Origin of the sequence: Streptomyces sp., from assembly GCF_035644915.1 — a bacterium.
In the GTDB taxonomy this organism is placed as follows: Bacteria; Actinomycetota; Actinomycetes; order Streptomycetales; family Streptomycetaceae; genus Streptomyces.
On the sequence record NZ_DASQNP010000234.1, the window covers coordinates 19093 to 42899 of the forward strand.

Sequence of the window (23807 nt, forward strand, 5' to 3'; positions counted from 1 at the left end):
GGTCACGGCGGCCACGGCGGGACGGTACGCCTAGATCGCTTCCTTGCGCGTCAGGTGGGTGAAGGACAGCCAGCCGGGGAGGACCGGGAGCCAGAAGGTCATCAGCCGGAAGAGCAGGACCGCCGGAGTGGCGATCTCCTTCTCCAGGCCGAAGGCGATCAGGCCGGCGATCAGCGCCGCCTCCACCGCGCCCAGGCCGCCCGGGGTGGGCGCGGCGGAGCCCAGCGCGTTGCCGGCGAGGAAGACGACCGCGATGCTCGCGTAGCTCAGCTCGCCGCCGAAGGCGCGGATCGAGACGTCCAGGCACATCACGAACGAGACGGTCAGCAGCAGCATGCCGCCGATGCCGCTGAGCAGCTTCTGCGGGCGCTGGACGACGTCCAGCATGCGCGGGACGACGCCCGCGAACAGCGCTCGCACCCGCTCCACCACGAACTTCCGCAGCACCGGGATCGCCGTCACGATCAGGGACAGGACGGCCGCCGTCAGCAGCCCCGCGATGACCGTGCGGGACGGGGAGAGGGTCGGGGTGCGCTCCGTGCCCGTCAGGTAGCCGAAGGTCAGCAGCAGGATGACGTGGCAGCCCAGGCCGAAGAGCTGGGACGCGCCGACGCTGGCGACCGCGTGGCCGGGCCGGACCCCGGCGCGCTGCAGGAAGCGCGTGTTGAGCGCGACGCCGCCGACCGCCGCGGGCGCGACCAGCTTGACGAAGGAGCCCGCCACCTGGGCGATCACCGTGCGCAGGAACGGGACCTTCTCGGGCACGAAGCCGAGCAGGCTCAGCGCCGCCGCGAAGTACGTCAGCGCCGAGAAGAGCAGCGCGGCGGCCACCCAGCCCCAGTTGGCCCCGCCGATGACCTGCCGGAAGTCCACATGGGTGAGCTGCGACAGCAGGAAGTAGGCGGCGAAGGCGCCCGCGACGAAGCTGATCACGGTGCGCGGCCGGACCCGTTCCAGACGGGCCGGCTGCATCGGTGCCTGCGGGCGGATCAGCAGCACCTGCTGGCGGATCTGCGAGAGCAGGTCCTCCTCGCGCACCTCCTCCAGCGCCTCCATGATGGCCCGCTTCTCGGCCCGCTCGGCCTGCTTCCCCGACCGCGACGGCCTGCGGTCGCCCGCGGCCGAGGCCTGCTCCTCCTCGGCGTGGCGCGCCTCCCGGCCGGCGCGCGACGCCTCGATGGCCGCCTCCCGCTCGCGCTGCGCCCGCTCCTTGGCCAGCCTGCGCAGGGTGGCGCGGGTGCTGCGGCTGAGCGCGATCGGCTGGAGCAGTGGGAGGCTGTCGGCCACCGCGTCCGGGCCGAGCACCGCGACGGCCGCCGCGACCGAGCGTTCGGCGCCCACGCGCAGGCCGAAGGTGGTCAGCAACTGTGCGACGTCCATCCGCAGCACGAGGTCGCCGGCCGCGATCTCGCCGCTGCTGAAGTCGGTGAGGAACACCGTGCCGGAACGATCCACCAGCAGCGCGTCGTCCTCCAGCCGCCGGTGGGCGATGCGCCGCGACTGGAGCGCCTTGACCTGCCGCCAGACCGCGCACATCAGCTCGTCGGTGATCTCCTCGTCCGGCAGGGTGTCCAGACCGCGCCCGTCGATGTGCTCGTAGACGAGCATCACCGCGTCGGGGCCCAGCTCGGAGGTGGCGATCAGCCGGGGGGCGTTGGCCCCGGCGGCGATGGCCGCGTACGCCAGCAGGGCCTCCTGCTCCAGGGCCTGGCGCAGCGACTGGAGGCTGCGGCGCTGGGTGATGCCGCGCAGCGCGAAGCGGCGCCAGACGCGGTAGAAGAAGCCGTGCGCCTGCTGCTCGCGGTCCACGACGGTGACGTCCAGCGGCGGGCCGTCCTCCAGGGTGACCAGGTAGCGGCGGCCCCGGTCGTTCTGCTCGGGCCGCTCGCCCTCGGTGTCCTCGCGCAGCGCCCGGACCGGCTTGAAGCCCACGTGCCTCAGCCCGGCCAGCAGGTGCTGGCCGGTGGGGCGGACGTTGGGGGAGCCGACGGCGTAGAGCGTGCCGTAGGCGATGGTCCAGCCGATCAGCACGGTGACCAGGATCGAGAACGGCGTGGTGTAGCCGCCGACCAGCACCGCGAAGGCGTCCAGCAGCAGCACGCACCACAGCAGGACGCGCCAGCGGGGGCGGCGGGCCATGCCGACGGCCGTCATATAGGCGATGACCGGGGCCAGGTAGCCGTGCACCGGATCGGTGAGGCCACCGCCCGGAGCCGGGTTGACCAGCGCGTCCCGTACGGAGGGAGGGGCCTGCTCGGCGACCCACAGGTCGGTGGCGAGCGAGGCGCCGTGCGCCAGGACGGCGGCGAGCACGCCGTCGGCGATCCGCAGGCCGTCCCGTTTGATCAGCCGTTCGATGGCGAAGGCGACCGGCACGATGAGCACGGCGACGCTGGAGGCGAACCCGGCGAAGCGGATCAGCAGCAGCGGCGCCTGGCCCGCGCCCTTGTCGATGTCCTGCTCCAGCCCCGCGGTGGTGCCGTGGGCGAAGGCGGCGATGGTCAGGACGACGGCGATGCCGAGGATGCCCAGCAGCAGCCGCACCAGGTCGGAGGGGCGGTGCACCCGGGCGGGGAGGATCGGCTCGTCGCCCTCCAGGTGGTCAGGGCCCGTACCGTCCGCGTTCCGCAAGGGGGCATCGGGACGGGGGCCCTCCCCCGGAGGACGCCCGCCCTGCTCTTCCGTCTCTTTTTGCTCTCGTATCACCTGTCACCGCCGGGACGATGGTGGCACGAGGGGGCGACGGGGGGACGCACGAGGGCACATTTCTCCACGGATAGCGGATTTTGTGCGTGTCGGGAGCGTTCCCACACATCCGGCCGCCGTGCCGGGGCGGCCGCACCGGGCCCTGGGGGCGGTGCGGGCTGTCGGTGGCATGGGGCACCATGGCCGCCATGACGGGGCCCGTCGGCGAGCTGCCGGAGTACGCGGAGAAGGTGCTGGCCGTGGCGGAGGGCATTCCGCCCGGCCGGGTGATGACGTACGGCGACATCGCCGAATGGCTCGGGGAAGGGGGGCCGCGGCAGGTGGGCCGGGTGATGGCCCTCTACGGCGGCGCGGTGCCCTGGTGGCGCGTGGTGCGGGCCGACGGGGTGCTGCTGCCCGGGCACGAGCTGCGGGCGCTGGAGCGCTACCGCGAGGAGGGCACCCCGCTGCGGGGGACGGCCGGGAGCGTGCCGGGCCGTGCCCCGGAGGGCGTGCGGATCGACCTGCGCCGGGCCCGCTGGGACGGGGACGCGGACGGCCCCGACGCCGGCCGCGGCGGCGGGGATCGCGTCTGACGCCCCTCGCATAGGACTCCTCACACGTACCAGCTTCCGTCATGGCGTCGCCGTACCCGAGGCGAGCCGTCCGGCCGGGATGCGCATGAGACGTGCTGCGCCTCGGCTGCCGACTGGCGTACCGTCTGCATCATCCAGAACAGCGACCAGGACCGGCGATCCACGTGAGTTCCTCCCACACATCCGATACGTACCGGTTGGTGCGTACCCCGCCCGGTCCGGCGAGCCTCCCTGCCTTGGACGCACGACAGCGCGCGGTGGTTGACCACGGGGACGGACCGCTGCTCGTCCTGGCCGGACCGGGCACCGGGAAGACCACCACCCTGGTGGAGTCCGTCGCCGAGCGGGTGCGGCGCGGGGGCGACCCGGAACGCATCCTCGTGCTGACCTTCAGCCGCCGGGCGGCGGTGGAGCTGCGGGACCGGATGGCGGCCCGGCTGACGGGGTCGGCCCCGCAGGCGACGACGTTCCACTCGTACTGCTACGCGCTGGTCCGCGCCCACCAGGACGCCGACCTGTTCGCCGAGCCGCTGCGGCTGCTGTCCGGCCCCGAGCAGGACCTGCGCATCCGCGAGCTGCTGGCCGGGCAGGCCGGCCTGGAGAACGCCGGCCGGAGCCGGATCGAGTGGCCCGGGGAGCTGCGCGCCTGCCTGACCACGCGCGGCTTCGCGGACGAGCTGCGGGCGGTCCTGGCCCGCAGCCGGGAGCTGGGCCTGGGCCCCGAGGCCCTGGACGCCTTCGCCCGCCGCGCCGGGCGCCCCGACTGGCGGGCCGCCGCCGCCTTCATGGCCGAGTACCTCGACGTGCTGGACCTCCAGGGCGTGCTGGACTACGCCGAACTGGTGCACCGCGCGGTGCTGCTCGCCGAGCGGGACGAGGTCGGGGCGCGGCTGGCCGCGCGGTACGACGCGGTCTACGTCGACGAGTACCAGGACACCGACCCGGCGCAGGTGAGGCTGCTGCGCGCGCTGGCGGGGGACGGGCGCACGCTGGTCGCCTTCGGCGACCCCGACCAGTCGATCTACGCCTTCCGCGGCTCCGACGTGAACGGCATCCTCGACTTCCCGCACACCTTCCGGCGGCGTGACGGCTCCCCGGCCCCGGTGGCGGTGCTGCGCACCAACCGCCGCTCCGCCTCGGCGCTGCTGGAGGCCACCCGGCGGCTCACCCACCGGATGCCGCTCACCCGGCTGCCCGCCGAGGCCGTCCGGGCGCACCGCGAGCTGTCCGCGGTGCGCGAGGGCGGCCGGGTGGAGGTCTATACCTATCCCACCCCGGGCGCCGAGCTGGCCAACATCGCCGACCTGCTGCGCCGCGCGCACCTGGAGGACGGCGTCCCGTGGCGGGAGATGGCCGTGCTGGTGCGCGCCGGCCACCGTACGATCCCCGCCGTGCGGCGGGCGCTGACCTCGGCCGGCGTCCCGGTGGAGACCGACGGCGACGACGTCCCGCTGGCCCGGGAACCCGCCGTGGCGCCCCTGCTGACCGCGCTGCGCGTGGTGGCGCGGGCGGCGGCGGCCGACACCGAGGCCGAGGCCGGCACCACCGAGACCGAGACCACCGACACCGCGGACGACACCTCCGACACCGCCGCCGGCTCCGGCGGGCGGGAGGAGTCCGGGCGGTCCGGCGGCCCTGCGGCCTGGATCGACGTGGAGACCGCGCTCACCCTGCTGACCTCCCCGCTCGGCGGCCTGGACGGCGCCGACCTGCGCCGCCTGGGCCGCGCGCTGCGCGAGGAGGAGCGGGCCGCGGGCCGCGCCGTCCCCCGCCCCTCGGACGAACTGCTGGCCGAGGCGCTGTCCGAACCCGAACGGCTGGTCGCGCACGACCCGTCCTACGCGCGCGGCGCCCGGGAACTGGGCCTGCTGCTGCGCAAGACGCGCGAGGCGCTGGCCGGCGGCGCCACGGCCGAGGAGGCGCTGTGGATGCTGTGGAACGCGGGCGACGGCAGGTGGCCCGAACGGCTGAGGCGCACCGCCCGGCGGGGCGGCGCCGCGGGCCGCAACGCCGACCGCGACCTGGACGCCGTCTGCGCGCTGTTCGCCGCCGCCGCGCGCGCCGAGGAGCGCGTCGGCGGGCGCGGCGCGCTCAACTTCCTGGAGGAGCTGGACGCCCAGGACATCGCCGGCGACACCATCGCCCCCCGCGCGCTGCGCCCCGACGCCGTACGGCTGATGACCGCGCACCGCTCCAAGGGCCTGCAGTGGCGCCTGGTGGTCGTGGCCGGGGTGCAGGAGGGGCTCTGGCCCGACCTGCGGCGGCGCGGCTCGCTGCTGGAGCCCGACCGCATAGGCCGCGACGGGCTGGCCGAACCCCTCCCGCCCGGCGCGCTGCTGGCCGAGGAGCGCCGGCTGTTCTACGTGGCGGCCACCCGCGCGGCCGACCGCCTGGTCGTCACGGCCGTCAAGGCCGCCGCGGAGGACGGCGACCAGCCCTCCCGCTTCCTGACCGAACTCGGCGTCGATCCCAGGGACGTCACCGGCCGGCCGCCCCGCCCGCTGTCGGTGCCCGCGCTGGTGGCCGAACTGCGCGCCACCACCGTCGACCCCGCCGCGTCCCCCGCGCTGCGCGAGGCCGCCGCACGGCGGCTGGCGAAGCTGGCCGCCCTGCGCGACGACGACGGCAGCGCCCTCGTCCCCGCCGCGCACCCGCAGCGCTGGTGGGGGCTGTACGAGCCGACCCGCTCGAAGGTGCCGCTGCGCGACCGCGACCAGCCGGTCACGCTCTCGGGCAGCGCCCTGCACCAGCTCGCCTCCACCTGCTCCCTCCAGTGGTTCCTGGGCCGCGAGGTGAAGGCCGAGCCCCCCGCCACCGCCGCCCAGGGCTTCGGCAACGTGGTGCACGTCCTGGCCGACGAGGTCGCCTCCGGCGGCACCCCCGCCGACCTGTCCGTGCTGCTGGAGCGGCTGGACTCGGTGTGGGACTCGCTCGCCTTCGAGGCGCCCTGGAAGTCGCGGCAGGAGCGGGAGAACGCCCGCGCCGCGCTGGAGCGCTTCCTGCGCTGGCACGTCATGGAGCGGGACGCCGGACGCGAGACGGTCGCCACCGAGCACGGCTTCGACGTGACGCTCCGGGCGGGCGACCACAGGATCCGCGTCCGCGGCACCATGGACCGCGTCGAGCGCGGGCCGGACGGCCGGGCGTACGTCGTCGACTTCAAGACCGGGAAGAACAAACCGACCGCCGAGGAGGTCGAGCACCATCCCCAACTGGCCGTCTACCAGCTCGCGGTGCGCGAGGGGGCGCTCGACGGCACCGACGAGCGGATGGAGCCGGGCGGCGCGGAGCTGGTCCAGTTGAGGATCGGCGCGCCGAAGAAGGAGGGCGGCGACGCGCTCCCGGCCGTACAGCGGCAGCAGGCCCTGCCGCCGTACGGCGGGGACGGGGACTGGATCGGCGCCCTGCTGGCCGACGCCGCGGGCCGCGTCCTGGACGAGCGGTTCACCCCTTCGCCGGGGCGGCACTGCGGCACCTGCTCCTTCAAGGGGGCGTGCAGCGCCCGGCCGGAGGGGCGCCACGTCGTGGAGTGACGCCGGGGCGGACGGCGCGCGGCGGACGGGACGGAGCGCCGCGCGGCAGGCCACCGAAGATTTCCGGCCATCCCCGGAACCGGGTCCCGGTGTCCGCAGTCCCAACAGTCCGGACGGCAAGCGCACGTGACGAGAGGTACCGAGAAGAGTGGCACGCAAGAAGAGCATCCTGGCGGCGGCCGTCCTCACCATGGCCGCGGGACTGGTGGGCTGCTCCGGCGGGAACGGCGGCGCGGACGCCGACGACGGCGCCGCCGGGAAGACCGCCACGACGGAACTCCAGGGCAGCTCCCCCCAGGAGATCGCCGAGAAGACCGTCGATGCCATGAAGGCGGCCGAATCCCTGCGCGTGAAGGGCCGGATGACCACCGACGGCAAGCAGCTCGACGTCGACATGGCGCTCACCGAGGGAGGCAAGTGCACCGGCTCGATGGCGATGGACGGCGGCACCGCCGAGGTGATCGGCACCGGCACCGAGACGTACATCAAGGCCGACGAGCAGTTCTGGCGGAACCAGAGCCAGGGCGAGCCGGAGGCCGAGACGATCGTCCAGATGCTCAAGAACCGCTGGATGAAGGCGGGTGCGCAGGACGCCGGCGCCGGGGCCGGCGAGTTCTGCGACCTCGACGCGCTGCTGGCGGACATGGACGCGAACGACACCGGGGCGGCCACCAAGGGCGAGGTGACCGAGGTCAACGGACAGCCGGCCATCCCGCTGACCGAGAAGGAGGACGGCGGGACCACCACCGTCCACGTCGCCAACGACGACGACAAGCCCTACATCCTGCGGATGGAGAACAAGGGCGGCGACGAGCCCGGTGTGATGGACTTCACCGACTACGACAAGCCGGTCGAGATCGAGGAGCCGGCCCCGTCCGAGGTCGTCGACCTGGAGAAGCTGCGCCAATCCGGCGCCCGGTGACGGGAGTTGACCACCGGGCGCCCGCCGCCCGGTGACGCGCCGGCCGCTCCCCGCCGCCGACCGCCCCGCGGCGGCTGTCGGCGGGGAGCGCTAGCGTCTTGCGGGTGCCCGCACAGCTCACCGACCCCGACGACCTCAGACGGCTCCTCGGCATCCCCTTCACCGCCGAGCAGATGGAGTGCATCACCGCCCCGCCCGCCCCGCAGGTCATCGTGGCCGGAGCCGGCTCGGGCAAGACGACGGTGATGGCCGCCCGCGTGGTCTGGCTGGTGGGCACCGGGCAGGTCGCGCCCGAGCGGGTGCTCGGCCTGACCTTCACCAACAAGGCGGCCGGCGAGCTGACCGACCGCGTGCGCACGGCGCTGCACAAGGCCGGGGTGCTGGACCCCGACCCGGCCGACCCCGACCACGCGCCCGGCGAGCCGCGGATCTCCACCTACCACGCCTTCGCCGGGCAACTGCTGACCGAGCACGGCCTGCGGCTGGGCCTGGAGCCGTCGGCCCGGCTGCTCGCCGACGCCACGCGCTACCAGCTCGCCGCCTCGGTGCTGCGCACCGCGCCCGGCCCCTTCACGGCGCTGACCAAGTCCGTCGGCGAACTCGTCCGGGACCTGCTCGCGCTCGACGCCGAACTCTCCGAACACCTGGTGGAGCCCGAGCGGTTGCGGGAGTACGACACCGAGCTGCTGGAGCTGCTGGAGAGCGGCCGGGTGAAACTCACCAACGCCGCCCTGCGCAAGGTGCCCGAGACCGTGCGGGGCCGGCTGGAGCTGCTGGGACTCGTCGAGGAGTACCGCAGGCGCAAGCGCGAGCGCGAACTGATCGACTTCGGCGACCAGATGGCCCTGTCGGCGAAGCTGGCGCGCGACGTCCCCGAGGTCGGACGGGTCCTGCGCGAGGAGTACGCCGTGGTGCTCCTGGACGAGTACCAGGACACCTCCGTCGCCCAGCGCGTCCTGCTGGCCGGGCTGTTCGGCTCGGGCACCGGCCACGCGGTCACCGCGGTCGGCGACCCCTGCCAGGCGATCTACGGCTGGCGCGGCGCGTCCGTGGCCAACCTCGACGACTTCCCCGAGCACTTCCCGCACGCCGACGGCACCCCCGCCCGCCGCCACGCCCTGAGCGAGAACCGCCGCAGCGGCGGACGGCTGCTGGAGCTGGCCAACACCCTGGCCGCGCCGCTGCGCGCCCGCCACGCGGGAGTCGAGGCGCTGCGCCCCGCCCCCGGCGCCGAACGCGACGGCCTGGTGCGCTGCGCGCTGCTGCGCACCCACGCCGAGGAGATCGCCTGGCTGGCCGACTCCATCGCCCACCTGGTGAACACCGGCACCCCGCCCGGCGAGATCGCCGTGCTGTGCCGCACCGCCGGCGACTTCGCCGAGATCCAGGGCGCGCTGGTGGCCCGCGAGGTGCCGGTCGAGGTCGTCGGCCTGTCGGGACTGCTGCACCTGCCGGAGATCGCCGACCTGGTCGCCATGTGCGAGGTCCTCCAGGACCCGACCGCCAACGCCGCCCTGGTGCGGCTGCTCACCGGCCCGCGCTGGCGCATCGGCCCGCGCGACCTGGCCCTGCTGGGACGGCGCGCCCGGCTGCTGGTGCCCGGCGGGCCGCGGACGGAGGACGGGGCGGTGGACGTCGGGAAGCGGCTGGCCGCCGCCGTGGAGGGCACCGACCCGGCCGAGGTGGTCTCGCTGGCCGACGCCCTCGACACCTTCCTGGAGCCCGGCGGCCACGAGGACTCGCTGCCGTTCTCCCCCGAGGCCCGGGTGCGCTTCGCCCGGCTGGCCGCCGAGATACGGGAGCTGCGGCGCTCGCTCGGCGACCCGCTGATGGACGTGCTGCACCGGGTGCTGTCCGTCACCGGCCTGGAGGTCGAACTCTCCGCCTCGCCGCACGCGCTGGCCGCCCGGCGCCGGGAGACGCTGGGCACCTTCCTGGACATCGCGGCGGGCTTCGCGTCGCTGGACGGGCAGTCCACCCTGCTGGCCTTCCTGGGCTTCCTGCGCGCCGCCGCCGAGTACGAGAAGGGCCTGGACAGCTCGCTGCCCGGCGGCGAGAACACCGTGAAGGTGCTCACCGCGCACAAGTCCAAGGGCCTGGAGTGGGACGTGGTGGCCGTACCCGGGCTGGTCGCCAGGCACTTCCCCAGCGAGCAGGCCCGCGAGTCCTGGCTCGCCCAGCCCAGGGTGCTGCCGCCCGCGCTGCGCGGCGACGCGGCGACCCTGCCGGAGCTGGCGGGCTGGACGGCCAGGGACCGCAAGGACTACGACACGGCGGTGAAGGAGCACCAGTACACCGAGGAACTGCGACTGGGCTACGTCACCTTCACCCGGCCCCGCTCCCTGCTGCTCGGCTCGGGCCACTGGTGGGGGCCGAACCAGAAGACGCCGCGCGGCCCCTCCTCGTTCCTGCACGCCCTGCGCGAGCACTGCGAGGCCGACCCGCGGCACGGCGAGGTCGAGCACTGGGCCGAGCCGCCCGGGGAGGACGAGGAGAACCCGGCCCTGGCGGAGGCGGCCGAGGAGCGTGCGTGGCCCCTGCCGCTGGACGAGGAGGCCCTGAGGCTCCGCCGCGAGGCCGCCGCCCGGGTCATGGCCCACCTGGACGGGCGGGACGCGGCGGACGGGCCGGGCGCCCCCGGAGAAGCGGACGGAACGGACGGGCGGCCGGCGGGCCGGGTGCTGCCCCGGCCCCGGGAGGCGCCGGCGGGGGAGTCGTCGCCGGGGGAGTCCGCCGGGCCGGACGGGCTGACCCCGGAGGAGGCGCGGCTGGTGGCCTCCTGGGACCGGGACCTGGACGCGCTCACCGAGGAACTGCGGCGCACCCGGTCGGGCGTACGGGAGGTGCCGCTGCCCGCGTCCCTGTCCGCGACCCAGCTCGTGCGCCTCGCCGCCGACCCCGAGGGCTTCGCGCGGGACCTGGCCCGGCCCATGCCGCGCCCGCCGCGGCCCGCCGCCGCCCGCCGTGGCACCCGGTTCCACGCCTGGCTGGAGTCCCGCTTCGAGGAGCTGGAACTGCCCCTGCTCGGCCCCGAGGAACTGCCCGGCGGGGAGGAGGGGGACGCGTACCCGGGGGCGACCGCCGCGGAGATCGCCGACGAGGAGGACCTGGCCGCGCTCAAGGAGGCGTTCGGCCGGACCCCCTACGCCCACCGCACCCCGTACCGGATCGAGGTGCCCTTCCAGATCGTGCTCGCCGGGCGGGTGATCCGCGGCCGGATCGACGCGGTGTACCGGGACGAGGACGGCGAGGGCTTCGAGATCATCGACTGGAAGACCGGCCGCTCCCGGACCGCCGACCCCCTCCAGCTCGCCGTCTACCGCCTCGCCTGGGCCGAGCGGCACGGGCTGCCGCCGGCGGCCGTGCGCGCCGCCTTCCTGCACGTCCGCAGCGGCGAGCTGATCCGCCCCGCCCACCTGCCCGGCCGGGCCGAGCTGGAGCGGCTGCTGCTGCACGGACCGCAGGAGCCGGCGGGGCCGGAGGAAAGCGGCGAACCGGCGTACGGCGGACAGGACGATCCGGAAGTGCCGGACGACTCCGGCGGGCCGGGGCCCCGGGAGGGCGCGGCGGCCGATTCCGGGACGGGCGGGGCGGCCGGATAGGCTCGGGCGCATGAGCACCGCCCCGGCCGCTCGCGGACACCGCCGTCCGCGCGCACCCCGCTGGCCTGCCCCCCGCCCGCGGGGGTCCCGGGCGTCCCGCGTCCCCCGGAGCCGGGAGGCGGAGGCGGAGGGAACGGCCGTGCGCGAGCGGTGCCGCCGGCGGCGGGGGAGGGGGCTTCCACCACGCCGGGAGAACGCGGAACCGGCCGGCGGCCGACGGGTCCGCGCGTGCCGGTCCGGCCGGGCACCGGCCCGCAGCCGTACGCACACGAACCACCGTTCACGCCGCAGGGGAAGTGGGAAGCAGCCGTGATCACCTGGCCCGACCGCACCGACGCCCACCGTCCGATCACGCTCACCGCCACCGGCGGCATCGACCGCGCCGCCCACCACCGGCTGGACGAGGCGTGGCTCGCGGCGGCCTGGAGCCACCCGACGACCCGCTGCTTCGTGGTGTCCGGCGGGCAGGTGCTGATCGAGGACACCGGGGACGGTCGCGCCGAGCTGGTGACCATGCCGTCCTTCGACGCCCCGCTGACCGAGGCGCACCGCTACTTCCTCGGCGTCGACGGGGACGGCGTGCGCTACTTCGCCCTGCAGAAGGACACGCTGCCGGGCCGGATGGACGACGCGGCCCGCCCGGCGGGGCTGCGGGAGGCCGGTGCCCTGCTCTCCGAGCGCGACGCGCAACTGATGGTGCACGCGGTGGCCCTGGAGAACTGGCAGCGGATGCACCGCTTCTGCTCGCGCTGCGGCGAGCGCACGGTCATCGCCGCCGCCGGCCACATCCGCCGCTGCCCGGCCTGCGGCGCCGAGCACTACCCGCGCACCGACCCCGCCGTGATCATGCTGGTGACGGACGCCGAGGACCGGGCCCTGCTGGGCCGTCAGGTGCACTGGCCCCGGGGGCGCTTCTCCACGCTCGCGGGCTTCGTGGAGCCGGGGGAGTCCATCGAGCAGGCCGTCGTCCGGGAGGCGGGCGAGGAGGTCGGCGTCACGATCGGCGAGGTGGAGTACGTCGCCAGCCAGCCGTGGCCCTTCCCGTCCAGCCTGATGCTGGGCTTCGTGGCGCGCGCCACCTCCACCGAGATCCGGGTGGACGGCGAGGAGATCGAGGAGGCCCGCTGGTTCTCCCGCGACGAGCTGCGCGCCGCGTTCGCCTCGGGCGAGGTGCTGCCGCCGTCCGGCATCTCGATCGCGGCCCGGCTGATCGAGCTGTGGTACGGCGAGCCGCTGCCGCGGCCGTGACCGCCGGCCGTCCCGGGTGCCCCGGGCGTCCGGCCCGCCGCCGTGGCACGCTGCACGGTGTCAGGACAGTGGCGGCACCCACCGGAAGGGGCGGACGTTCCGTGGACGACACGACGTTCCTCGACCACGTCGCGGACCGGCTCGCGGGGCTTCCCGGCGTCCGGGCGGTGGCCCTGGGCGGCTCCCGCGCCCAGGGGACGCACCGGCCCGACAGCGACTGGGACCTCGCCGTCTACTACCGGGGCGCGTTCGACCCGGAGGACCTGCGGGCGGTCGGCTGGCCCGGAGAGGTCTTCGGGATCGGCGCCTGGGGCGGCGGGGTGTTCAACGGCGGCGCCTGGCTGACCGTGGACGGCCGCCGGGTCGACGTGCACTACCGCGACCTGGACGTCGTGGAGCACCAGATGGCCGAGGCGGAGCGGGGGCGCTTCCACTGCGAGCCCCTGATGTTCCACCTGGCCGGCATCCCCAGCTACCTGGTGGTCGGCGAACTGGCCGTCAACCGGGTGCTCCGCGGCGAACTGCCCCGTCCGTCCTATCCGCGGGCGCTGCGCGAGGCGGCCGCCGGGCGCTGGCGGGACACCGCGCGCCTCACCCTGGCCTACGCCGGGGCCAACCACGCCCCGCGCGGCCGGCTCACCGAGGTCGCCGGGGCCGTCGCCACCGCGGGCATGCAGGCTGGGCACGCCGTCCTCGCGGCCCGCGGCGAGTGGGTGACCAACGAGAAGACGCTGCTGGCGCGGGCCGGACTGCGCCGCGTCGACGGCATCGTCGCGGGTCTGGAGGCGTCCCCCGAAGCGCTGTCGGCGGCCGTCGACGGCGCCGGGGCGCTGTTCGAGGAAGCGTTCTGCGCGGCGTTCGGTGCGGCGTTCGGCGAGGGGTCCGGGAGGGCGGGGACGTCCGGGGAGGCGCCCGCCGCGGCGGACTGACGACCCGTCCCGTCCCGCCGACCGCCGTCCCGCCGCCCGCCGGTCGGCCGGCGCGGAACGCGCCGCGGGGCGGCCTCCGCGGTCACCGGACCGCGAAGACCGCCCCGCGCACGGGTACTCAGGCGCCGATTCTCTCCTTGACCTGGGCGATCGACGGGTTGGGGAGGGCCGAGCCGTCGGGGAAGAGCACGGTCGGGACGAGCTGGTTGCCGTTGTTGACCTTCTCGACGAAGGCCGCGGCCTCCGGGTCCTGCTCGATGTTGACCTCGGTGTACGCGATCCCCTCGCGGTCCATCTGGCTCTTGAGCCGGCGGCAGTAGCCACACCAGGTGGTGCTGTACATCGTCACCGTTCCCGCCATGAGTGCTCGCGCTCCTTACGTCCTCGTCTCGGCAGTTGGCACTCGTGGAACGTTCAACCGGCCGGCGGCATTCCCGCTCCCCTCCCCTCCGCCCGGGAGGCCGGTCCGAAGGCCGCCCCGGGGCCGTCCCGGAAGCCGCCGGTGCGCCCGACGGCGTCCGCGCGGCGTGCCGCCCCCGCCGGTCCGAACGACTCCGGCCGCCTGTGGACAACGGTGACGGGCACTCCCGCCGACCTGGCAGCATGGCGGGGTGACAGCAGCAACGTCCTCACCCCTGTTCCCATCCGTCCCCGACTCGCCGGACGCCGTGCTCGACGGGCTCGACCCCGAGCAGCGCGAGGTCGCGACGGCACTGCACGGTCCGGTGTGCGTGCTGGCGGGGGCCGGTACGGGCAAGACCCGGGCCATCACGCACCGGATCGCGTACGGGGTGCGGGCCGGGGTGTTCCCGCCCGCGAGCGTGCTGGCCGTCACCTTCACCAACCGCGCGGCGGGGGAGATGCGCGGGCGCCTGCGCCAGCTCGGCGCGGGCGGCGTCCAGGCGCGCACCTTCCACTCCGCGGCCCTGCGGCAGTTGCAGTACTTCTGGCCGAAGGCGGTCGGCGGCGAGCTGCCGCGCCTGCTGGAGCGCAAGGTCCAGCTCGTCGCGGAGGCCGCGGCCCGCTGCCGCATCCGGCTCGACCGCAACGAACTGCGCGACGTGACGAGCGAGATCGAGTGGGCCAAGGTCACCCAGACGGTGCCGGAGGACTATCCGGCCGCGGTGGCGAAGTCCGCGCGCGAGGCGCCGCGGGACGCGGTCGAGATCAGCCGGATCTACGGGCTCTACGAGCAGCTCAAGCGCGAGCGGGCGGTGATCGACTTCGAGGACGTGCTGCTGCTCACGGTCGGCATCCTGGAGGAGCGGCCCGACATCGCCGACACCGTGCGGCAGCAGTACCAGCACTTCGTCGTGGACGAGTACCAGGACGTCAGCCCGCTCCAGCAGCGGCTGCTGGAGCTGTGGCTGGGGGAGCGGGACACGATCTGCGTGGTCGGCGACGCCAGCCAGACGATCTACTCCTTCACCGGTGCCACCCCCGACCACCTGCTGAACTTCCGCGCCCGCCACCCCCACGCCACCGTGGTGAAGCTGGTGCGCGACTACCGCTCCACGCCGCAGGTGGTGCACCTGGCCAACGGGCTGCTGGCCCAGGCGCGGGGCCGGGCCGCCGAGCACCGGCTCGAACTGGTCTCCCAGCGCGAGCCCGGGCCCGAGCCCGTCTACACCGAGTTCCCCGACGAGCCGGCCGAGGCCGAGGGCGTCGCCCGCCGCATCCGGGAGCTGATCGACTCCGGGGTCCCCGCGAGCGAGATCGCGGTCCTCTACCGCGTCAACGCCCAGTCCGAGATCTACGAGCAGGCCCTCGCCGACGCGGCGGTGCCCTACCAACTGCGGGGCGCCGAGCGCTTCTTCGAGCGGCCCGAGGTGCGCGAGGCCGGTCTCGCCCTGCGCGGCGCCGCCCGCGCCGGGGGCAACGACACGCTGCTGGCCGACGTGGTGGACCTCCCCTCCCAGGTGCGGGCGGTGCTCGGCGGCACCGGCTGGACACCCGAACCCCCGGCCGGATCGGGCGCGGTGCGCGACCGGTGGGAGTCGCTGGCCGCCCTGGTGCGGCTCGCCGAGGAGTTCGCCCGGGCCCGACCGCAGGCGACACTGGCCGACTTCGTGGCCGAACTCGACGAGCGGGCGAACGCCCAGCACGCCCCCACCGTCGAGGGCGTCACCCTCGCTTCGCTGCACGCCGCCAAGGGCCTGGAGTGGGACGCGGTCTTCCTGGTCGGACTGACCGACGGGACGGTACCGATCACCTACGCCAGGACCGACGAGCAGATCGAGGAGGAGCGCCGGCTGCTCTACGTCGGCGTCACCCGCGCCCGGCGCCACCTCTCCCTGTCCTGGGCGCTGTCCCGTTCGCCGGGCGGCCGCGGCGGGCGCCGTCCGAGCCGATTCCTGGACGGGCTGCGCCCCGGCTCGCCGGCGGCCGGCGGCCGGGCCGGCGGTGGTGCCGGAGGCGTCGAGCGCGGCGGCGCGGGCCGGACGCGCAGGCGGCGCGGGCCGGTGCGGTGCCGGGTCTGCGGGCGCACCCTCACCGATCCGGGCGAGATGAAGCTGATGCGCTGCGAGGACTGCCCCTCGGACCTCGACGAGGAGCTGTACGAGCGGCTGCGGGAGTGGCGGTCGGTCCGGGCGCGGGAGCTCGGCCAGCCCGCGTACTGCGTCTTCACCGACAAGACCCTCATGGCGATCGCCGAGACCCTGCCCGACAACGAGGCGGAGCTGGCGCGGATCCCGGGCGTGGGCGGACGCAAGCTCCAGCGGTTCGGCGCCGAGGTGCTGGCCCTGTGCGCGGGCGAGGAGATCGGCGAGGACGCCGCGGACCAGCGGGAACAGGGGGACGAAGAGCCGAACGAACAAGCGGATGGAGGGGCTCCGGAAACTGTCACAGAGGCTGTTACGAATCCGCCGGAAAAATAGTTTGCGCGCGCCGTGTAAAGCCTCATAGCCTTCCGGGCATGGACGAGGCGAGGCCTTCCCGCCCCACTCCGTCCATGCTGTACTGATTTCCGAACACCCGGATCGACACCGGTCGATCCCCAAGACGCCGAGAGGAGGCGAGCTTCGATGACCAGCACGATCACGAGGGAACTGATCGGTCACGAGGCCATTGCCTCCTGCCTGCTCGGCTCCCGCCTGTCCGGCACCGGTGTCTCCGGTACCGCGGCCGTGCGTTTGGTGTCCCTCGCGGTCCCGTCGACCCGTGAGCGCGCCGGCGAGCGACCGACCCAGGCACCTGCGGCAGCGGTGGCGGCACAGGCGGATGCCTATGCCTTTACCGGCGCGGCCAATGGTGCCGGCAACGGACAGAAGCAGTCGCAGCACCACACGATGTGGGCCTTCCGTGGGCTCGAACCCTGGAGAGATCCAGCCTGATCGGCACGATCAGGTCGGCACCTTCCAGGGCCGCGGAACCCACACCGGGATCCGCGGCCCTTCTGTTTTCCCCAAGCGGCCCGGCCACCAGCCGGGTCGAAGAGACGACACAGACGAGGAACTCACCGCCGTGCACATCCCAACGCACGCCCCGTCCGTACAGCCCGACCCGATCCGACCGTCCGACCCCACGGAGGAGTCCTTGACCGCCCTCACCACGCTCACCGAGCTGGACGACGCCATCGAGCGTCTCGGTGTGGCCGTGCCCTGCCGCAGCTACGACCCGGAGGTCTTCTTCGCCGAGTCGCCGGCCGACGTGGAGTACGCCAAGTCCCTCTGCCAGACCTGCCCGCTGCGCGAGGCCTGCCTCGCCGGGGCGAAGGACCGCCGCGAGCCCTGGGGCGTCTGGGGCGGCGAGCTGTTCGTCCAGGGAGTCGTCGTGCCCCGCAAGCGGCCCCGTGGCCGCCCCCGCAAGAACCCGGTCACGGCATGAAAACCGCCGGCACGATCGACCGACCCGCGACGCACGGTCCCGCGCTGCGTCCCTTCCCGGAACGGGAGCCCACGATGACCCTCCACACCGAGAACCACGCCAGCAATCAGCCCGACACGACCGCCTCGCGTCAGAACAGGACCCGTGACATGCAACTCATCCCAGAAGCCCTGGCCCGTGCCCATATGCACGAACGCATGAGGGAGGCCAAGGCCGACCAACGGGCCCACCGGCTGCTCGTCGCGCGCCGCATGCAGCGCCGCGCCGAGCGGGCCTCCCTGCGGGCCCGCCGCGCGCTGGCCCTGGCCGTCATGCAGTGACCGGTGAGCGACCGGTGAGCAGTCGGCGAGCGGCACCACTGACGTGACGGCCGGTGCCGACGGCCCGCACCGACACCGTGCGCCGACGAACGGCGCCGGCATCCGCCACCGGCCATCGGCGCCGGGAGACCGGGGAACCGGGGCGAACACCGCCCCGGTTCCCCTCTTTTCAGGGCTTTCCACGGCTCCCGCGGCCGTCCCGCTTCAGCCGGGGGACCGGCTCAGGCGGAGGTCTCCGTCACCTCCACCTCGTCCTCCACGTCCCCGTAGTCCTCCTCTTCCTCCTCCAGGAAGCCCGGAACCCAGTCCTCCATCTCCTCCCGCATCCGGACCTGCGCACCGAGCTGGCACAGCACTCCGATCGTGCTGAGCGTCACCCGGTGGATCAGCAGGTAGGAGGGAGGCAGGTTGAGCTGCTTGCCCAACTGGTACGCGGGTGAACGCGGATCCGCGAGCCGCGCCGCCTGCTCCCGCATCCACCCCCGGGAGAAGGTGAACTCCTCCACCTGGGCGGGCTCGATGATCGGCAGGAGGTAGTCCAGCACCGCCTCGGGATCCAGCTCGACCGTCGGCTTGATGAACCCCTCGTCGCGCAGCAGCTCGTACACCGCTTCCGCGTCACCGTCGAGCGCCATCCGCAGCGCGGTGCCGATCGTCGGCGGCAGCCCCTCCGGAAGCCGGTCGACCGTGCCGAAGTCCATCACGCCCAGCCGCCACTCCTCCGGAGGGCCGTCGGGGGCGTCGCCGGTCAGCAGCCGGAAGTTCCCGGGGTGCGGATCGGCGTGCAGCAGCCCCGTACGGGCCGTGCCGGAGAAGAGGAAGCGCGCCAGCAGTTGCCCGGCCCGGTCCCGCTCCTCCTTCCGCCCGTTCCTGATCACCTCGGCCAGGGGCACCCCCTCCAGCCACTCGGTGACCAGCACCTGGTCGCACTGGTACACCACGTCCGGCACCCGTACGTCCGGGTCGTCGGCGAACTCCGCCGCGTACGTCCGCTGGGCCTGCGCCTCCAGCTCGTAGTCCAGCTCCTCGGAGACCCGGTCGCGCAGCTCCGAGACCAGCGGCTTGATGTCCATGCCCGGGATGAGCGGCCCCAGCAGCCGGACGAAGCGCCCAAGCTGGTTGAGATCCGACAGCAGCGCCTCGCCGGCGCCCGGGTACTGCACCTTGACCGCCACCGGGCGCCCGTCGTGCCAGACCCCGCGGTGCACCTGGCCTATCGAGGCCGCCGCCGAGGGCTTGTCCTCGAACTCCTCGAACAGATCCCGCCAGTCCTCGCCCATCCGCTCGGCCAGTGCGGTGTGCACGGTGGCCACGGGCATCGGCGGCGCCGCCTCCTGGAGCTTGGTCAACGCCGCGCGGTAGGGCCCGGCCACCTCCTCCGGGAGGGCCGATTCGAAGACCGACAGCGCCTGGCCGAACTTCATGGCACCCCCCTTCAGCTCCCCGAGAACCTTGAAAAGCTGCTCGGCGGTGCGCTGCTGCAGTTCACTGCCCACCAGCTCCGCGGAGTATCCGCCGATCCGCTTGCCCAGCCCCCAGGTCGCCCGTCCCGCTATCCCCAGCGGCAGCGCGGCCAGCTTGGCGGTACGGGTGACGGCCTTGCGCGGAAGATCCGACATGTGCCCCTCCAACTTCCCGACAGCACGACCAGGTGGCAGCGCCGAGGACAGCGGTCATGTGGCCATTGTGGACCGCTGGGCCCCATCCGCCGAGGGTGGGCGGCCACCGCGCACGGAAGCGGCACCGCACGGACACTCCGCGTGCGGACGCACCGGCTCGGACTCGGGGCGCAGATCCGGCAGCACCCAGTGCTGCCGGGCGTCCGTGACACAGCTCCCGTCCCCGTCCAGGAAGCGCAGCGCACAGGCGGCGGCAGCCCCCGCGACCACCGTCGCCAGCGCCACGTCGCAGGCGGGCACGCCCGACCGCCGTGCCGACCGCCACTGCGCCACCACCAGCGGCCAGGCCGGCTCCCGCTCCGAGCACCCCCGCATCAGACACTCGGCGCACGCCGTCGCCCCCGGCAGTACCAGCGGCCCCACGAAGCCGGTGCCCTCCACCACCCCGGCGTACAGGTGCGGCTGTCCGCCGCCGACCAGCTCCCCGGCCGCGACAGGATCCGGGGCGTAGGCGGCCAGCCCGTCGCGCGGCGCGAACACCACCAGGCCGAGCCCCGGATCGGCCTCCCCCGTGTCGGGGCGGGGCGGCCGGAACCCGGGAGCCGCCCGCCGCACCGCCTTGCCCGCCGCCGAGACCCGCCGCTCCCCGGCCTGCTCGGGCGCGATGCCTCCCGGTGCGGTGTCCCACGGCGCCACACAGCCCCCGTCCACCACGTCGACCCGCCCCACACCGGCCGCCGACAGCAGCGCCGCCAGCGTCGCCCCGACCCGGCCCGCGCCGCGCACCTGGACCCGGGCCGCCGCCCGGGCGGCCAGCCGCCGCACCCCGCCGCCCGGTTCCGGCCGGAGCACCGAGAGCGAGCCCAGGTCGGGGCGCAGCCGGTCGTCCACCCGGGCGGCGGCCCGCCGGTGCGCGGTGGCGTCGTCCAGCAGCCCCGCGGCCGTCAGCCGGGCCACCAGGGCGTCGGCCGCGTCCGCCCCGAGCCCCATGGCCTCCGCCGCGTCCCTGAGCTGCGGCAGGCTGCGGGTGCCGTCGAACAGCTCCAGGAAGCTGCCGGTCGCGGTGTCCACCGGGCCCAGCAGCACCGCGTGCGCGGGCGTCACCCCGTACCGCACGGTGTGCCGGTCCCGCCAGGCGCGCCGCAGCGCCGGTTTGACCATCGGATGCATGCCAGACCCCCTGAAGCGCGCTGAGAGCACGGACGGCCCCGGCCGGAAGCCCGGCCGGAGCCCGCCGAACGCGGACGGACCCCAGCATGCGCCTCCGCCGCGGACGGCGCGGAAAGTTGTCCACAGGCCGCGGCATTCGTCATACCGGTGCCGGGCCGACGGCGATCCGGGGGCGCTCCCCGGGGCGCGCGGGCGTCCCGCGCGGCGGGGTGCTTCTCCCGGAAGCCCGCCGGAGGCAGGACTTCCGCCGGTGTCAGCGGGTAACGTCGTGACGTGCCCGCCAACCCGCTGAACAGCACCGAACCACCGCACCAGGGATCCGAGCCGGACGGTGCGGCGGCCGGGACGGTGCGGGCACCGGGCGCGGTCGAGGTCCGCCGCAGTTCACGCCGCCGGCGTACGGTCTCCGCCTACCGCGAGGGCGACCGCACCATCGTCCTCATCCCGGCCCGGATGTCCGAGGACGAGGAGCGGCGCTGGGTGGACGTCATGCTCGACAAGCTGGCCGCCCAGGAGAGCAGGAGGAGGCTCGACGACGGCGAGCTGGCCGCCCGCGCGGCGCGGCTCTCCGAGCAGTACCTCCAGGGGCGCGCCCGCCCGGCCACGGTCCGCTGGGTCACCAACCAGAACACCCGCTGGGGCTCGTGCACCCCCGCGGAGGGCAGCATCCGCCTCTCCCACCGGCTCCAGGGCATGCCGGAGTACGTACTGGACTACGTCCTCCTGCACGAACTGGCGCACCTGCTGGTCCCCGGCCACGGCCCGCGCTTCTGGCGGCTGCTGGACGCCTATCCGCGCACCGAGCGGGCCCGCGGGTTCCTGGAGGGCGTGGTGGCCGCCGACCGGCTGCCGCATCCTCCCTGCGCGCAGGACGAGTGAGGGCGACAACGCACCCGTTAGCCTGACGCAACGCAATTCACGCATCGGATGGGGGACGGTCGTTACGCATGGCCAGGGAATTCCAACGCGGCCACAAGGCCAGGATCAGCGATCTGACAGCCGGGACGGATCTGTACGTGGGGGTGCGGATCTCGGGCCCCGGGATGTCCTTCGACATCAGCTGTTTCGGCCTGGACGCCGATGAGCGGCTCTCGGACGACCGCTACTTCATCTTCTACAACCAGTCCACGTCGCCGGAGGAGTCGATCCGGCTCCTGGGCGCGCAGGCGGGCGACACCGAGTCCTTCAGGGTGACCCTGGACCGCATCCCCGCGAACATCCGGAAGCTCTCCTTCACCGCGACGATCGACGGTGCCGGGCAGATGTCCCAGGCCGATCCCGGCTACCTGCGGATCGTCGCGGGGGGCGAGGAGGTCGCGCGGTACGCGTTCGACGGCTCGGAGTTCACCACCGAGCGGGCCGTGATGCTCGGCGACTTCTACGTCAAGGACGGCTGGCGCTTCGCGGCGGTCGGGCAGGGCTTCGACGGAGGACTGGAGGCGCTGCTGAGACACTTCGGCGGCGAGGTCCTCGAGGAGGAGTCCGCGCCCGCGGCCCCCGCCGCCGCGGCACCGGGCTTCGCCCCGCCCCCGGGCCCGGCGCCCGGGTTCGCGCCCCCGGCGGCTCCGCAGCCGGCTCCCGCCCCCGCTCCGGCACCGCAGGTCCCCGCTCCGGTCCCCGCTCCTGCTCCGGCTCCGCAGATCCCCGCCCCCGCACCGCAGCCGGTTCCGCCCCCCGCACCGATGTCCGTCCCCGCGCCGGCCGCCCCGCCCTTCGGCCAGTCGCAGTCCCCGCAGCCGGGACAGCCCGCCCCGCCCCCGTACGGAGGCCGGCCGGAGACGCCGACCCAGCCGGGCCTCCCCGGGCAGGCGGCCCCGCCCGTCCCGCCCGCGCCGGCCGCCCCCGTGCCCCCGGCCCCCACGGTGCCCGGCGGACTTCCCGGCCAGCCCGTGCCCAACCCCTTCGCGCAGCCGCCGGCTCCCCAGCAGCCCTTCGGGCAGGTCCCCGGCCATCCCGGCGCCCAGCCGGTGCCCCAGGGGCCCGCGGCGGGGATCGGCGCCGCGCTGGAGAAGTACCGCGAGGCGCCCACCGGCCGGCGCTGGACCCTGCAGAACCCGGCGCTCATCCGGGCCGACCTCGGCCTCGACGGCCAGGGCGTCCTCGCCCGTCAGGGCAGCATGGTGCTCTACCAGGGCAAGGTCGACTTCTCCTACAAGAGCGCCGGATTCGCCGGCCGGATCGTCGGCAACGCCACCGGCCAGGAGATGCAGCTGATGCGCTGCACCGGCCGGGGCCAGGTGTTCTTCGCCGAGAACGCCGCGCACGTCCACCCCATCGAGCTCCAGGGCGACGCCGTGTGCGTCTCCGCCGAGAACGTGCTCGCCTTCGACGAGGGCCTCCAGTACGAGGTGCGCCGGATCGAGGGCCACGGCATTCCCGGCGGCGCGCTGTTCACCCTGCAGTTCCAGGGCACCGGCACCGTCGTGGTCACGACGCGGGGCACCCCGGTCGTCCTGCCCGTCACCCCGACCACCTTCGCCGACTGCCAGGCCGTCGTCGCCTGGTCGGCCGGCGCACAGGTGATCATCTCCAGCCAGGTGCGGCTGCGCCGCAACGCCTATCCGGGACACAGCGGGGAGACCGTGAACCTCCAGTTCCGCGGCGCGCCCGGCAACTTCATCGTCGTCCAGCCCTACGAGGTCTGAGGGAGCCCGTCATGAACCAGCCAGTGATCTCGGGCTACACCCCGGCCCCCGTCACCGCCCGCATGGAGAACCACGGCGCGCACATGGTGAGGATCGCCATGGCCAGCGGCCAGGACGTCTTCGCCCGCACCGGATCGATGATCGCCTACGAGGGCTTCGTCCAGTACGAGGCCAACCCGCCGGCCGTCCGCCAGATGGCCTCCCAGTGGCTCACCGGCGAGGGCGCCCCGCTGATGAGGTGCAGCGGCGACGGACTGCTCTACCTCGCCGACTACGGCGCCGAGGTCGTCTGCCTCAACCTCGCCAACGAGGCCGTCTCCGTCAACGGCACCAACCTCCTCGCCTTCGACGCCCATCTCCAGTGGGGCGTCGAGCGCGTCAAGGGGCTGGCGAAGTTCGCCGGACAGGGCCTGTTCAACGTCGGGATCTCCGGCACCGGATGGGTCGCCCTCACCTCCCGCGGCACGCCCGTCGTGGTGGACTGCGGACGCGGCGAGGACGAGACGTACGTCGACCCCGACGCCCTCGTCGCCTGGTCGTCCGGCCTGAGGATGAAGGGCAAGCGCACCATGAAGGCGGGCGCGCTGATCGGCCGCGGCAGCGGGGAGGCGTACCAGATCGCCTTCTCCGGCCAGGGGTTCGTCGTCGTACAGCCCAGCGAGGACAGCACCGACCGCCTGCGCGTCCGGGGCTGAGGGGGGAAGGAAGAA

17 protein-coding genes are annotated in these 23807 nt (G+C 74.6%); 13 read left to right on the top strand and 4 right to left on the bottom strand.

Annotated features, from left to right (window positions below):
• Nucleotides 1-30 precede the first annotated feature (30 nt).
• Nucleotides 31-2631, bottom strand: coding sequence for a flippase-like domain-containing protein (locus tag VE546_RS25080; protein WP_324926152.1), 2601 nt, complete (start codon nt 2629-2631; stop codon nt 31-33).
• Nucleotides 2632-2885: 254 nt separating this feature from the next.
• Here VE546_RS25080 and VE546_RS25085 point away from each other — a divergent pair, with 254 nt between their 5' ends.
• The 6 genes from VE546_RS25085 to VE546_RS25110 all read left to right on the top strand — a co-directional run bounded on the left by VE546_RS25085 (nt 2886) and on the right by VE546_RS25110 (nt 13515).
• A complete protein-coding gene (locus VE546_RS25085) occupies nt 2886-3281 on the top strand; it encodes an MGMT family protein (protein ID WP_414720574.1) in 396 nt (131 codons plus the stop codon).
• 164 nt (nt 3282-3445) lie between these two features.
• The gene (locus tag VE546_RS25090) at nt 3446-6814 is read left to right on the top strand and encodes an ATP-dependent helicase (RefSeq protein WP_414720575.1); all 3369 of its coding nucleotides are present in this window, start codon (nt 3446-3448) and stop codon (nt 6812-6814) included.
• A gap of 148 nt (nt 6815-6962) precedes the next feature.
• A complete protein-coding gene (locus VE546_RS25095; protein ID WP_324926158.1) occupies nt 6963-7736 on the top strand; it encodes a hypothetical protein in 774 nt (257 codons plus the stop codon).
• Nucleotides 7737-7840: 104 nt separating this feature from the next.
• Nucleotides 7841-11338, top strand: a complete 3498-nt coding sequence (locus tag VE546_RS25100; RefSeq protein WP_324926160.1) for an ATP-dependent DNA helicase — start codon at nt 7841-7843, stop codon at nt 11336-11338.
• Nucleotides 11339-11647: 309 nt separating this feature from the next.
• Nucleotides 11648-12586, top strand: coding sequence for an NAD(+) diphosphatase (gene nudC / locus VE546_RS25105; protein ID WP_324926162.1), 939 nt, complete (start codon nt 11648-11650; stop codon nt 12584-12586).
• A gap of 101 nt (nt 12587-12687) precedes the next feature.
• Entirely contained in the window at nt 12688-13515 is an 828-nt protein-coding gene (locus tag VE546_RS25110) for a nucleotidyltransferase domain-containing protein (RefSeq protein ID WP_324926164.1), read from the top strand.
• Nucleotides 13516-13633: 118 nt separating this feature from the next.
• On the opposite strand, the gene VE546_RS25115 is transcribed toward VE546_RS25110, so the two are convergent.
• Complete coding sequence (locus tag VE546_RS25115; RefSeq protein ID WP_324926166.1) at nt 13634-13876, bottom strand: mycoredoxin; 243 nt, start codon at nt 13874-13876, stop codon at nt 13634-13636.
• A gap of 250 nt (nt 13877-14126) precedes the next feature.
• Here VE546_RS25115 and VE546_RS25120 point away from each other — a divergent pair, with 250 nt between their 5' ends.
• From VE546_RS25120 to VE546_RS25135, 4 genes are all read left to right on the top strand, one after another.
• Complete coding sequence (locus VE546_RS25120; protein WP_324926168.1) at nt 14127-16394, top strand: ATP-dependent DNA helicase UvrD2; 2268 nt, start codon at nt 14127-14129, stop codon at nt 16392-16394.
• A gap of 147 nt (nt 16395-16541) precedes the next feature.
• The gene (locus VE546_RS25125) at nt 16542-16850 is read left to right on the top strand and encodes a hypothetical protein (RefSeq protein ID WP_324926170.1); all 309 of its coding nucleotides are present in this window, start codon (nt 16542-16544) and stop codon (nt 16848-16850) included.
• 130 nt (nt 16851-16980) lie between these two features.
• A complete protein-coding gene (locus tag VE546_RS25130; RefSeq protein WP_324926172.1) occupies nt 16981-17343 on the top strand; it encodes a WhiB family transcriptional regulator in 363 nt (120 codons plus the stop codon).
• Entirely contained in the window at nt 17340-17663 is a 324-nt protein-coding gene (locus tag VE546_RS25135; RefSeq protein ID WP_324926174.1) for a hypothetical protein, read from the top strand. The genes VE546_RS25130 and VE546_RS25135 overlap by 4 nt, the downstream gene beginning before the upstream one ends.
• A gap of 221 nt (nt 17664-17884) precedes the next feature.
• Here VE546_RS25135 and VE546_RS25140 read toward each other — a convergent pair whose 3' ends face one another.
• Both VE546_RS25140 and VE546_RS25145 read right to left on the bottom strand, forming a co-directional pair.
• Nucleotides 17885-19282 (bottom strand): AarF/ABC1/UbiB kinase family protein, encoded by a 1398-nt coding sequence (locus tag VE546_RS25140; RefSeq protein WP_324926176.1) that lies wholly within the window; start codon nt 19280-19282, stop codon nt 17885-17887.
• Between the two features lie 54 nt (nt 19283-19336).
• Nucleotides 19337-20452: a ThiF family adenylyltransferase gene (locus VE546_RS25145; RefSeq protein ID WP_324926178.1), complete on the bottom strand. Its 1116-nt coding sequence runs from the start codon at nt 20450-20452 to the stop codon at nt 19337-19339.
• Between the two features lie 273 nt (nt 20453-20725).
• Here VE546_RS25145 and VE546_RS25150 point away from each other — a divergent pair, with 273 nt between their 5' ends.
• The 3 genes from VE546_RS25150 to VE546_RS25160 all read left to right on the top strand — a co-directional run bounded on the left by VE546_RS25150 (nt 20726) and on the right by VE546_RS25160 (nt 23792).
• Nucleotides 20726-21331 carry a M48 family metallopeptidase gene (locus tag VE546_RS25150; protein WP_414720576.1) on the top strand — a complete coding sequence of 202 codons (606 nt, stop codon included), beginning with the start codon at nt 20726-20728 and terminating at the stop codon, nt 21329-21331.
• Between the two features lie 68 nt (nt 21332-21399).
• The gene (locus VE546_RS25155) at nt 21400-23097 is read left to right on the top strand and encodes a TerD family protein (protein WP_324926180.1); all 1698 of its coding nucleotides are present in this window, start codon (nt 21400-21402) and stop codon (nt 23095-23097) included.
• Between the two features lie 11 nt (nt 23098-23108).
• Nucleotides 23109-23792, top strand: coding sequence for an AIM24 family protein (locus tag VE546_RS25160; protein WP_324926182.1), 684 nt, complete (start codon nt 23109-23111; stop codon nt 23790-23792).
• Nucleotides 23793-23807: the final 15 nt, after the last annotated feature.